This window comes from Avibacterium paragallinarum, assembly GCF_900450705.1.
GTDB lineage: Bacteria > Pseudomonadota > Gammaproteobacteria > Enterobacterales > Pasteurellaceae > Avibacterium > Avibacterium paragallinarum.
The window spans coordinates 558,755-571,727 of sequence record NZ_UGHK01000001.1; the positions used below are offsets into that span (position 1 = coordinate 558,755).

Consider the following 12,973-nt stretch of genomic DNA (forward strand, 5'->3'; position numbering starts at 1 on the left):
AAACAGCGTTGTGTCTTTTTTAACGCTGTTTTTTATCAACTTTAGGTAACTATACTTTCTTCTTACTCATCGTATCAACCCATACAGCAAGTAGTAAAATACTGCCTTTTACAATATATTGCCAGAATGTCGGTACATCTAACATACTCATTCCATTATCAAGTAAGGCGATAATAAATGCACCGATAACAACGCCGTAAACGCTACCAATTCCCCCTGCTAAGCTTGCACCACCAATAACGCAGGCAGCAATGGCATCAAGCTCTGCATTTTGTCCTGCTGAAGGCGCACCTGCGCCAAGTCGTGCGCTTAAAATTAAACCAGCAATCGCTACCATCAATCCATTCATTGAGAAAATGATTAATTTTACTTTTTCAACATTGATACCAGATAATCTTGCTTCAATATTGCCACCAATGGCATAAATATGGCGTCCGAAAGCGGTTTTTTTCGCGATAAACATTCCAATCACGGCAAGCAATGCGAGCAATAATACTGGGAATGGAATGCCACGATAATCATTTAATAAATAGATCGCGCCAAGTATGCCTAATGCAAATAAGCCATATTTTAAGGTTTCCTGTGAGCCGGAAGGCACGCTAAGATTTAAGTTTCGTCTGGCTTGCCGTTGGTAAATTCCCCAACTAATAAAACCAACAATCGCAATCATACCAATGAGCATTCCAATGAAATCAGAGAGGTATCCCTGACCAATCATTGTCATTTCAGTGCTAATGGGGGAAACTGTTGTTCCATTTGTTAAACCAATTAAGACACCACGGAAAGCTAACATTCCGGCAAGAGTCACGATGAAAGAAGGAACTTTCCGATAAGCAACCCACCAACCATTCCACGCACCAAGCAAGATCCCTAGCGCAAGAGTGACAACAATGGTTAATGAAAGTGGCCAATCCCACCATACATTCGTAATTGCTGCAAAACCACCTAATAGCCCCATTAATGAGCCAACAGAAAGATCGATTTCAGCAGAAATAATCACAAATACCATTCCTATCGCAAGAATCCCTGTTATGGATGTTTGACGTAATAAATTAGAAATATTTCTTGCACTTAAATAAGCCCCTTCTGTTGCAAACGAGAAAAATACCATAATGACAACAATGGCAATTAACATAATATAAACTTGTAAATTAATGGATTTTAACTTAGACATAATTACTCCTTAAGTGCTGCTTCCATCACTTGTTCTTGCGTTAAATTATCATTAATAAGATCGGCTTTAATTCTCCCTTGGTGCATCACTAATACGCGATCACTTATTCCCAAGACCTCTGGTAACTCAGAAGAAATCACGATAATTGCCACCCCTTGGCTTGCAAGTTGGCTAATCAATTTATAAATTTCATATTTCGCCCCAATATCAATCCCTCGAGTCGGTTCATCTAAAATAAGAATATTTGGGTTAAGTAAAAGACATTTTGCTAAAATGGCTTTTTGTTGATTACCACCACTTAAACGCCCAATCGCTAAATCGGGACTTGATGTTTTTACCGTCAATTTTTCGATAGATTGTTGAATAACTGTTTCTTCCAAAGGCTCATTAATCACATTGCCTACCACACAATATTTATTTAGTGAAGATAAAGTGATATTTTTGCCTACCGCCATAATAGGAATAATGCCTTGTTTTTTACGATCTTCTGGCACCATAACAATATGATGTGCAATCGCATCAGCACAATTTCTAATGTTAATAGGCTTACCTTGTAAAAGAATTTCACCTTGTTGCTTTCCTTGGTAAGAACCAAATAGGCATTGCGCCATTTCGGTTCGTCCAGAGCCGACTAAACCTGCAACACCTAAAATCTCTCCTTTGTGTAGGCGAAAGCTAACCTCATCAACACGTTTAATATGCCGATTAATTGGATGCCAAGCAGAAAGTTTTTCCACACGCAAAATTTCTTCATCAATGGGATGGGGTTCATAAGGATAAAGAGAGGTAATTTCTCGTCCTACCATCATCGTGATAATGTCGTCTTCGCTCATTTCAGCACAAGGGCGCGTGCCAATATTCTCTCCATCACGAATAATACAAATTTTGTCTGAAATCGCTTTTACTTCATTGAGTTTATGGGAAATATAAATACAAGCGATATTATGGGCTTTCAGATCGAGTACAAGATTAAGTAGAATTTCTGTTTCTTTTTCCGTTAAAGATGCGCTTGGCTCATCAAGTACTAATAAACGAACCTGCTTATTTAATGCCTTAGCAATTTCCACTAATTGCTGCTGACCTAATCCCAATTCTCCAACTTTCGTATTAGGATCAATATCTAACTGAACTTGTTGTAAAATGGTTTTACAGCGTAAGTACATTTGATTGTCATCTGTAATTCCGCTACGACACATTTCATTACCTAAAAACATATTTTCCAAGATGGTCATATTTTTAACTAATGTCAGTTCTTGATGAATAATTGAAATCCCTTTTTCTTCTGTATCTTTAATGTTCTTTGCGATAAGTGGCTCACCTGAAAAATAAATTTCTCCTGAATAATCCCCATAAGGATAAATTCCGCATAGCACCTTCATTAAAGTTGATTTTCCAGAGCCGTTTTCACCACAAAGTGATAGAATTTCCCCTTCATTTAATTCAATGGAAATATTATTTAATGCAGTAATATCACCAAACTTCTTAGTAATATTTTTCATTGATAATAATGTTGGCATAATAAAACCTCCCTATCAAAGTGCGGTATTTTGATCTGCACCCCAAAAGTTGGACTAAATAACCAACTGATTAAGGTGCAGATTTTTTATGACTAAATATACTCAACGTTTCAAACAACAAGTGCTCGACTTTTATCATCAAAATGGAAAAAACCGTTCGCTTACTCGCCAGTATTTTCAGCTTCCCCAAAGCACGTTAGCACGTTGGATTGCGAAATTTAATCATAATGGAATCAATGGATTAGCTGTGTTAGGTAAAAAACGATGTTATTCTGTTGAGTTTAAATTAAAGGTTATTCAAGCTATCAAAAAAGGCCAGTGCTCCGCTGAAGCCGCCTGCTTTCGCTTTGATATCCCCAGTTCAGGGATAATTAGTCAATGGTTGCAACGCTTTGAAAAACAAGGTATAGATGGGTTATTACTCAAACCTAAAGGTCGTCCAAGTATGAAACTCAACTCACCTAAAATGCCACCAACGCCCAAAACAGAAGAAGAACGCTTGCGTTACCGAATTTTGGAATTAGAAGCGGAGAATGCAATGCTAAAAAAGTTGCAGGAACTCAACCAACAAAAAATGCAGAAAAAGCCGTCATCGTAAATGCCTTACGCTCGCGTTTCCCGTTGGAATTGTTACTCAGGCTAATCGGATTGGCACGCAGTTCGTTCTTTTATCATCTCAAGCCAAAGTCGGATAAAAATGTAGCGATTTCACAGAAAATAGAGGAAATTTATCGCAAAAATGACGAAAATTATGGTTATCGTCGAATTACCTTGGAATTAAGGAAATACTTGATTATCAACCACAAAAGGGGGCAAGCGATAATGCAACGTTTGGGGTTAAAAGGAAAAAGTAAGCAGAAAAAATATCGTTCTTACCAAGGCAAAGTGGGACACATTGCCGATAATCTGTTGCAACGGGATTTTACGGCAACGATGCCGAATGAGAAGTGGGTAACGGATATCACCGAGTTCAAATGTGCGGAAGGCAAAGTGTATTTATCGCCGATTAAAGACTTGTTTAATAACGAAATTATTGCTTATGATGTGGCGAGAAGTCCGAATTTTGAGCAGATAACCAGAATGCTGACCCAGGCGGTGAACCGATTAGCGGGGGAAAAACCGATACTGCATTCCGACCAAGGGTGGCAGTATCAAATGATGGGTTATCGGGAGATATTGAAAAAACACGGTATTAAGCAAAGTATATCGAGAAAAGGCAATTGCCTTGATAATGGTGCGATGGAAATTTTTCGGGCGATTGAAGACGGAATGTTACTTTGGCAAGCGGTTTGAAACCTTTGAACAGCTTGAAAAAGTGATTCACGAGTACATTCATTACTACAACAATGAGCGTATTCAAGTGAAGCTCAAAGAACTAAGCCCTGTGGAATACAGAACTCAGTCCTTGAATGAAATTAGAATATAGTCTAACTTTTTGGGGGCAGATCAAAAATTAGCAACTTTTTTACCGCACTTCATTTATTTGTTAAGTTTCTTTATTAACGCTGGCAAATCTGCCACAGTATTTATCACAATGTCTGCAGATTTTTCACTTTCTTCGGTTACTGCTTTTCCTGTTCGCACCAAAACACAGGTTTTTACGCCAGCCCCTTTGCCAGCCTGCATATCTTCTTTTTTATCCCCCACCATAAAAGACTGTGCGGGATCGATATGTAATTCTTTAATCGCTTGCAATAGCATTCCTGACTTTGGTTTACGACAATCACAATCTTCTTTATATTCGCCTTTACCCTCAGGGTGATGAGGACAATAATAGATACCATCAAAATCCACACCGCGATCCGCCAGCGACCAATCCATCCATTCTGTGAGTTGTAGGAATTGTTGTTCAGAAAAATAGCCTCTTGCAATGCCTGATTGATTAGTAACCAGCACCAATAAATAGCCCATTGCTTTGAGTTGCTGTAAGGCTTCAATGCTACCCTCAATAAATTGAAAATCATCAATTTGATGTACATAGCCGTGATCAATGTTGATCGTGCCATCTCGATCGAGAAAAATTGCTTTATTCACGTTTTGATCCTTGTTTATCTTTATTCTTGCTATTTCGCTCAATTATGACTTAATTTTGTTCTAACTAATAGCTGAACATTCTAAAAATGTTGTGAATAAATATTGACATAGCAATCTAGACGTCTAAAATACGAAAAAACTTAAATTTAAGCATATTAAAAAGGGCTTATATGATTAAGCTAGAAAACCTTAGTAAAATTTTTGACATTGCGGATAAAAAAATCACCGCACTTGATAATGTCAATCTTCACGTTCCTAAAGGACAAATTTGTGGCGTGATTGGCGCATCTGGCGCAGGGAAAAGCACGCTTATCCGTTGTGTAAACTTGTTGGAACGCCCAACTTCGGGTTCGGTGGTGGTAAATGGTAAAGAATTAACCCATTTATCCGACAGCCAACTCATTCAAGAGCGCCGTAATATTGGAATGATTTTCCAGCATTTCAATTTGCTCAGTTCGCGCACTGTTTATGGCAACATCGCGTTGCCGTTGGAATTGGCAGGTGAAAGCAAAGCCCATATCAAACAAAAAAAAGTGGAACAGCTGCTTTCCTTAGTTGGATTAAGTGAAAAGCGCGATGTTTACCCAGCCAATCTTTCAGGTGGACAAAAGCAACGTGTTGCGATTGCGCGTGCGTTGGCAAGTGATCCAAAAGTGCTACTGTGCGATGAAGCAACCAGTGCATTAGATCCAGCTACCACGCAAGCAATTTTAAAATTATTAAAAGAAATCAACCGCACTTTAGGTATCACTATTTTGTTGATCACGCACGAAATGGACGTGGTAAAACGCATTTGCGATCAAGTAGCGGTGATTGATAAAGGGCGTTTAGTGGAACAAGGTTCGGTGAGTGAGATTTTCTCTAATCCTAAAACCGAGTTGGCGCAGCAATTTATTAGCTCAACATTCCACATTAATTTGCCTGAAGAATATTTGGAAAAATTATCGCCAACACCAAAACACTCAAACGCTTGGCCAATCATTAAATTTGAGTTTACTGGTCGCTCAGTGGACGCACCGTTGCTTTCACAGGCCTCCAAACGTTTTGGGGTGGATTTAAGTATTCTCACCTCGCAAATTGATTATGCAGGTGGCGTGAAATTTGGTTTTACCATCGCAGAAGTGGAAGGCAATGAAGATGCCATTACACAAGCTAAGATTTATTTAATGGAAAATAATGTTCGTGTGGAGGTATTAGGTTATGTGGACTGAATTTAGTGCGGAATTTTCCCGCCAGCTTACCCCACAAGTGTGGCAGCTTATCGCCAATAGCTCATTTGAAACCGTTTATATGAGCCTTGTGGCCACCTTTTTTGCCGTGCTATTTGGCTTGCCACTGGGCATTATCACCTTCTTAACCAAAGAAGGACAAATCCTAAATAACAAAAAATTGAACCGCACTTTAGAAGTGATTATTAACGTTGGCCGTTCTATTCCCTTCATTATTTTACTCTTCGATTTAATGCCCATAACGCGTTTCTTAGTCGGCACAACCTTAGGTACAACGGCGGCTATCATTCCGTTAAGTGTTGCCGCATTGCCATTTTATGCACGTTTAACGGTGAACGCCTTGGGCGATATTCCAACGGGTTTAACGGAAACCGCCAAAGCAATGGGAACAAACGTTTGGCAGCTGGTAACACGCTTTTATTTACCTGAAGCCTTGCCAATTCTGATTAAAGCAATGACACTCACCTTAGTCACGCTCATTGGTTATTCCGCAATGGCCGGCGCGGTAGGCGGCGGCGGTTTAGGTAACACCGCAATTTCATTCGGCTTACACCGTAATATGCCTTATGTGCTTTGGGTTTCCACCATTATCATCGTACTTATCGTGATGTTATGCGAAAAATACGGTAACAAATTAGCGGATCATTTCGATCATCGTTAATCTCAACATCAACTTAACTCAATAAAAAGGAAAGTAAAATGAACTTTAAAAAATTATTCACTGTTGCAGCACTTTCATCAGTTTTAGCGCTAACTGCTTGTAAAGATGACAAAAAAACCGAAACCGCCGCAGCACAACCTGCTGCACAAAAAATTAAAGTGGGCGTAATGTCTGGCCCTGAGCATCAAGTAGCTGAAATTGCGGCGAAAGTAGCAAAAGAAAAATATGGCTTAGATGTGGAATTCGTTGAGTTTAACGAATATTCATTACCAAACCCAGCGGTAAGCAACGGTGATTTAGATCTGAACGCAATGCAGCACAAACCTTATCTTGATAAAGATTCACAAGAACACGGTTACAAAAATCTTGTGATTGTGGGTAATACTTTCGTTTATCCATTAGCTGGCTATTCGAAAAAAATTAAAAATATAAACGAACTCCAAGATGGTGCCATCATTGCCGTACCGAATGATCCAAGTAACCTTGCACGTGCATTAATTTTATTAGAAAAACAAGGCTTAATTAAATTAAAAGACAACACTAACCTATTCGCAACCTCTTTAGACATCGTAGAAAATCCGAAAAATCTCCAAATTAAAGAGGTGGATACGTCAGTGGCAGCACGTGCATTAGATGATGTAGATTTAGCCGTGGTGAACAACACTTACGCGGGTCAAGTAGGCTTAAATACTGAAGAACACGGCGTGTTTGTGGAAGATAAAGATTCCCCTTATGTGAACATTATCGTTGCGCGTGAAGACAACAAAGACAGCGATGCCGTGAAAAACTTCGTGAAAGCTTACCAAACTGATGAAGTGTATCAAGAAGCGGTAAAACACTTCAAAGACGGCGTGGTTAAAGGCTGGTAATCAATTTTCCATTTTCATCTTTCATCAAAAAAACCTCTGGGTCTTCTCGGAGGTTTTATTTTCACTAAAAAACCGCTCTTGCTTGTTCATCAAAAATGAACACCTTATAATAGACCTCCCTTTATTACTTCTTTGAGAAATCTATGGATATTTCAATTTACGTGCAATTTTTTGTTAGTCTCATTGCCCTAGTGAACCCACTCGGAGTAATTCCTATTTTCTATTCGATGACGACGGATTTTGATAAAACGCAGCAAAATCGTACCGCACTTATTACCTGTTTTTCAGTGGCAGTCATTTTGCTTGTTAGCTTTTATTTTGGTCAGTTAATCCTTAACGCTTTTCACATTTCTATTGACGCATTCCGTATTGCAGGCGGAATTGTCGTTGCAATGATTGCTCTGACGATGATTAACGGGAAAATAGGGGATCATAAAATGAATAAAGAAGAAAAAGCAGAAAATTTCGATGATTATAACAATATTGCTGTTGTACCTCTTGCAATGCCAATTATGGCGGGACCTGGTTCAATCAGTGCGACTATCGTATTTGGTTCAAATCAAACAACTGTAATGGATTATACCTATACTTCAATTACTATCGCGTTATTTGGACTATGCTGCTATATTCTACTTCGCTATTCTGAGCCACTTATCAAAAAACTGGGCAAAACAGGTTCCAATGTTATTACCCGTATTATGGGATTAATTTTGATGTCTTTAGGTGTTGAAATTGTTGTGGAAGGATTAAAAAATCTTCATTTGTTCTAATAAATATAAGTGCGGTAATAAATTTATCCCAAAAAACACCGCACTTCCCTCGCAAGATTGCTATCAAACTTAGCTTAATTTCCAATATGCCGTTTAATTTTTTCAAATTAAACTACACACCGTAGTAATCTAGTTGCCTCCAAGCTTCATAAACCGCTACTGCAACGGAATTAGATAAATTCATACTACGGCTATTCTTCACCATTGGAATTCGAATTTTTTGTTCTGCTAGCATTTCATCTAAAATAGCCATTGGGATACCTCTTGTTTCTGGTCCAAACATTAAATAATCCCCTTGTTGAAAACGAACTTGGCTATGTGCTAAATGCCCTTTGGTTGTCATTGCAAACAAACGTTTGGGTTGCTCAGCTGCAAGAAAATCAACAAAGCTTTTGTGCTTTTTAATGTCTGCAAACTCGTGGTAATCTAGTCCTGAACGACGTAAACGCTTATCATCCCAAGCAAAGCCTAAAGGCTCAATTAAGTGTAAACGGAAACCCGTGTTGGCACAGAGACGAATAATATTTCCTGTATTTTGTGGAATTTCAGGCTCATATAACACTATATCTAACATAATTTTCTCTAACTTAGTTTAAGTAGGGGCATTCTACCGCTGAATCAGCCAAGAACAAAATAATAAAAAAACACCGCACTTAATAAATTAAACCCTCATTAGAGGGCTTAATTATAGTCGTTTGATCTTAAGTTATCTTTGCCTTGTCATCCTATTTCGGCTATCTGAGGAGCAAAGCCTTGTCCTATTTTAAGCTTAAACAACTATACTAAGAAGACAGTTTTTTGCGTTTACACAAAGTACATAGCATTACTACAAATAATGTTGGCAATAACCAAGTTAGTCCTTCTTGATGCAAAGGTACTTTTTCTAATAGGCTTTGAATAAAGCGCGGTAATAATTCCATATTTTTTAAACTATCGGTAACACTGAATAATGCTGTGATACCAATAATAAGATTATAACCTCTGCGGCTAATGCCCAATTTTTCGCGTAATAACTGCATTACCACGAGCATAATTGCGATAGGATAAATTAATAATAAGGCAGGAATTGTGACACGCAATAAGGTATTCAGTCCTGTTTCTGAAATAATAATCGTGCTGATTGTAAATAACACAACGAAGAAAGTGTAAGTTAAACGAGGATGGAATTTTGAAAAGTAATCCGCACAAGCACTAGTGACGCCTACAAGCGTAGTAAGGTTGGCTAAAAGAACAATGCCACTCATAATCCAAGAACCTTCACGCCCAAACAATACATTCACATACTGAGCAAAAAGTTGCCCTCCATTACTTGAGGTTTTCGCTACTTGCTCCCCTGTTGCACCTAAATAAAATAAACATAAATACAGTAAACTCAGCAGCACAACAGAAACTGTCCCAGCGACAAGGGTATAACGTACAATCGCTTTGCTATTTGATACACCTTTCACTGCCAAAGCACGTGAAACAATACCACCAAATGCCATTGCTGAAAGTACATCCATTGTTTGGTAACCACCAATCAACCCTGTTGCGATCGCTGAATGATCTTTATAAGCATTGCTTGGCTCGACAATCGGAGAAATCGGTGAATTAATCACTTTGAAAGCAACAATCGTCAATAATACAAGCAATGCAGGTGCCATAAATTTTCCAATGCTTGAAATCATTGTGCTACGACCAAGCATAAATCCCATACCAATCAAGTTAAACACGGTAACAAAAATGATGTGAGAATACTCTCCAGATAATAAATTCAATGGTTGCCACGCCATCTCATAAGCAACATTAGTAACCCTTGGCATTGCAAAGGTTGAACCGATCACCAAATATAAAATCGTCCAAAACATAACCTGTGCCCATTTCGGCAAATCACCAGACAATGCTTCTCCACGCCCTTTTAGCGTTACAACAATGAGGGTAATAAAAGGCATAAACACGCCTGTTAATAAAAAACCTAATGCCCCCCAAAGCCATAGCGTTCCAGCATAATATCCTTCCATTGGAGGAAAAATAATATTCCCAGCCCCTAAAAAGAGGGAGAAGATCATCATTCCTAGCACCATCACATCTTTTCCAGATAACATTTTATTAACCTCTCAAAATATAGTATTAACTTTTATACAATCAATAAAACAACTTACAATTCACTAAAAACAACAAAGTTTATAGAGTTTTATGATTTTATTGTCAAGATTGCATTAGCATTTTTCAATAAATCTTTATGTAAATTCAATGTTCAACGATAAATACTGGATTAATTTGGATAAATTCTAAAGAATAGCGATTTTTTGAATGGAATAAAAAAGAGAGTCCTAGACAGAACCCTCACAGAATATACTAAAGCGTCTTGACAAAATTTCTTAAATAAATGCAAAAATCATTTCCAAGTTTTGGATGATTTACACCATATTCAACAAAAGCTTTCATATAACCTAGCTTATCACCGCAATCAAAGTTTCCACCTGTTTGATAAAATGCCTCTACGCTTTCCTTTTCAATCAGCATATCAATCGCATCAGTTAGTTGAATTTCATCTCCTACACCAACAGGCGTTTTCGCAAGCAATTCCCAAATTGACGCAGAAAAAACATAACGTCCAACTACGGCAAGATTAGAAGGAGCTTCTTCAATTGCCGGTTTCTCTACGATCCGTTTAATCCTCGCACTTTCACCAGGGAGAATTTGTACCCCATCACAATCCACAATCCCATAGCTACTGATTTCTTTTTCCGCAACAGGCTCAACCAAAATTTGGCTGGCATTAGTTTCTTTAAAACGTTTTATCATTGCTGCCAAATTTTCTTTTTTCTGATCAGCACTGAAATCTGTTAATAACACATCGGGCAACACCACCGCAAAGGGTTGATTCCCAACCACAGGCAAGGCACAGAGTACGGCGTGTCCTAAGCCTTTAGCATTACCTTGACGAACGTGCATAATGGTTACATCTTTCGGACAAATAGAACGAACTTCTTCAAGTAATTGACGTTTTACACGCTTTTCAAGCATTGTTTCTAGCTCAAAAGAGGTGTCGAAGTGGTTTTCAATAGCATTTTTTGAAGAATGCGTAACAAGAACAATCTCTTTAATACCCGCAGAAACACATTCATTAACCACATACTGAATCAGTGGTTTATCAACCAATGTGAGCATTTCTTTTGGAATCGCTTTTGTTGCAGGTAACATTCGAGTTCCAAGTCCTGCAACGGGAATGACGGCTTTCATTATTTTTCCTTTTTCCCAAAACACAAATATGTTATATCCGTTAAGAATATATAGTAAAGAAAGTGGCTACTAAATAGCCACTTGAAATCATTAACTCCACATCATAAATTATGATGTTTTAATCAATTATTGCCGTAGCAGAGCCAAAATCTCTTCGGTTTTTTCCAACATAAGTTTTCTATCACCTCGAGTTTCAAGATTTAAACGCACCACAGGCTCAGTATTTGAAGTACGCAAATTGAATCGCCAATTTGGATACTCAATACTAATGCCATCAATTTCATTCACAGAAATCGCATTTTCCTCATAAGCGGCTCGCACACGAGCAATAGCTGCTTGTGCATCTACTAATTTACTATTGATCTCTCCAGGTGATGGAAAAGTATTAATACTTTCATTTACTAGTTCACCTAGTGATTTTCCTGTAGTAGAAACAAGCTCCATTACTAACAACCAAGGAATCATCCCACTGTCACAGTAGAAAAAATCTCGGAAGTAGTGATGTGCACTCATTTCTCCTCCATAAATAGCATCTACAGCACGCATTTTTTCTTTAATGAAAGAATGGCCCGATTTAGACATTACAGCCTCTCCGCCATTTTCTTCCACTAATTTGACGGTATTCCAAATTAAGCGAGGATCATAAATGATTTTCGCTCCTTTATTTTTTTGCAGAAAAGCTTGACTTAAAAGACCAACAATATAATAGCCCTCAATAAAGCCACCATTTTCATCAAAAAGGAAACAACGATCAAAATCGCCATCAAAAGCAATCCCCATATCCGCTTGATATGTTAATACCGCATCAATCGTATCTTGGCGATTATCTGGCAAAATAGGATTAGGAATACCATTAGGAAATGTACCATCTGGATTATTATGAATTTTAATAAATTCCACAGGTACACGTTTAGCTCTGAATTGAGCTTCTATAGCATCAATCACGTGTCCTGCGGCCCCATTTCCAGAATTAATCACCAACTTCATTGGTTTCAAATTATCTACATTAATATAAGATAATAAATGTTCAACGTAGTCACCTAATACAGAAAGTTGTTTATATTCACCGCGTTGCACTACCGGTGGAAAATGATTTTCCTCCGCTAAACGTTGAATATCGGCAAGTCCAGTATCCGCACTAATCGGCCGCGATCCCTCACGTACCAATTTTAGTCCATTATAATCCATTGGATTATGGCTTGCGGTTACTTCAATACCACCATCAGCGTTAAGAAAGGAGGTGGCGAAATAAACTTCCTCTGTTCCTGTTTCACCCAAATCAATTACGTTTACCCCAGAATCTAACAAGCCATTTGTTACAGCACTCTTCAATTCTTTACTGGTTAAACGAACATCACCACCAACAACGATAGTTTTAGGCTTTAAAAACTGTCCAAATGCTCGACCAATGTGATAGACAATATCCACATTCAATTCATCGCCCAAACGACCACGAATATCATACGCTTTAAAACAAGTTAATTTACCCATAAC

At 38.1% G+C, this 12,973-nt stretch carries 11 protein-coding genes and 1 pseudogene; 5 read left to right on the plus strand and 7 right to left on the minus strand.

Annotation, left to right across the window (positions count from 1 at the left end; genetic code table 11):
* Positions 1-49 precede the first annotated feature (49 nt).
* Both DXZ23_RS02990 and xylG read right to left on the minus strand, forming a co-directional pair.
* Positions 50-1,174, minus strand: a complete 1,125-nt coding sequence (locus DXZ23_RS02990) for a sugar ABC transporter permease (protein ID WP_017805551.1) — start codon at positions 1,172-1,174, stop codon at positions 50-52.
* A 2-nt stretch (positions 1,175-1,176) separates the two neighbouring features.
* Positions 1,177-2,691 (minus strand): D-xylose ABC transporter ATP-binding protein, encoded by a 1,515-nt coding sequence (gene xylG / locus DXZ23_RS02995; RefSeq protein ID WP_017805550.1) that lies wholly within the window; start codon positions 2,689-2,691, stop codon positions 1,177-1,179.
* 88 nt (positions 2,692-2,779) lie between these two features.
* On the opposite strand from xylG, the pseudogene DXZ23_RS03000 reads away from it, so the two are divergent.
* Positions 2,780-4,117 (plus strand): annotated as a pseudogene (locus DXZ23_RS03000) (IS3 family transposase).
* Between the two features lie 53 nt (positions 4,118-4,170).
* Here the strand turns inward: DXZ23_RS03000 and gmhB are convergent.
* Positions 4,171-4,725, minus strand: a complete 555-nt coding sequence (gene gmhB, locus DXZ23_RS03005; protein WP_017805549.1) for a D-glycero-beta-D-manno-heptose 1,7-bisphosphate 7-phosphatase — start codon at positions 4,723-4,725, stop codon at positions 4,171-4,173.
* Between the two features lie 170 nt (positions 4,726-4,895).
* Between gmhB and metN the strand changes: the two genes are divergently transcribed.
* The 4 genes from metN to DXZ23_RS03025 all read left to right on the plus strand — a co-directional run bounded on the left by metN (position 4,896) and on the right by DXZ23_RS03025 (position 8,254).
* Positions 4,896-5,936 carry a methionine ABC transporter ATP-binding protein MetN gene (gene metN / locus DXZ23_RS03010; protein WP_017805548.1) on the plus strand — a complete coding sequence of 347 codons (1,041 nt, stop codon included), beginning with the start codon at positions 4,896-4,898 and terminating at the stop codon, positions 5,934-5,936.
* Complete coding sequence (locus tag DXZ23_RS03015; protein WP_017805547.1) at positions 5,926-6,615, plus strand: methionine ABC transporter permease; 690 nt, start codon at positions 5,926-5,928, stop codon at positions 6,613-6,615. The genes metN and DXZ23_RS03015 overlap by 11 nt, the downstream gene beginning before the upstream one ends.
* Positions 6,616-6,653: 38 nt before the next feature.
* Positions 6,654-7,484: a MetQ/NlpA family lipoprotein gene (locus DXZ23_RS03020; RefSeq protein WP_017805546.1), complete on the plus strand. Its 831-nt coding sequence runs from the start codon at positions 6,654-6,656 to the stop codon at positions 7,482-7,484.
* Between the two features lie 143 nt (positions 7,485-7,627).
* Positions 7,628-8,254 carry a YchE family NAAT transporter gene (locus DXZ23_RS03025; protein ID WP_017805545.1) on the plus strand — a complete coding sequence of 209 codons (627 nt, stop codon included), beginning with the start codon at positions 7,628-7,630 and terminating at the stop codon, positions 8,252-8,254.
* A 112-nt stretch (positions 8,255-8,366) separates the two neighbouring features.
* On the opposite strand, the gene trmL is transcribed toward DXZ23_RS03025, so the two are convergent.
* The 4 genes from trmL to DXZ23_RS03045 all read right to left on the minus strand — a co-directional run bounded on the left by trmL (position 8,367) and on the right by DXZ23_RS03045 (position 12,970).
* On the minus strand, positions 8,367-8,828 hold the full coding sequence (gene trmL, locus DXZ23_RS03030; protein WP_017805544.1) for a tRNA (uridine(34)/cytosine(34)/5-carboxymethylaminomethyluridine(34)-2'-O)-methyltransferase TrmL: 462 nt from the start codon (positions 8,826-8,828) through the stop codon (positions 8,367-8,369).
* 208 nt (positions 8,829-9,036) lie between these two features.
* Positions 9,037-10,338, minus strand: coding sequence for a branched-chain amino acid transport system II carrier protein (brnQ, locus tag DXZ23_RS03035; RefSeq protein WP_017805543.1), 1,302 nt, complete (start codon positions 10,336-10,338; stop codon positions 9,037-9,039).
* Positions 10,339-10,591: 253 nt separating this feature from the next.
* A complete protein-coding gene (gene galU / locus DXZ23_RS03040) occupies positions 10,592-11,479 on the minus strand; it encodes a UTP--glucose-1-phosphate uridylyltransferase GalU (RefSeq protein ID WP_017805542.1) in 888 nt (295 codons plus the stop codon).
* 126 nt (positions 11,480-11,605) lie between these two features.
* Positions 11,606-12,970: a phosphohexomutase domain-containing protein gene (locus DXZ23_RS03045; RefSeq protein WP_017805541.1), complete on the minus strand. Its 1,365-nt coding sequence runs from the start codon at positions 12,968-12,970 to the stop codon at positions 11,606-11,608.
* Between the last annotated feature and the right edge of the window lie 3 nt (positions 12,971-12,973).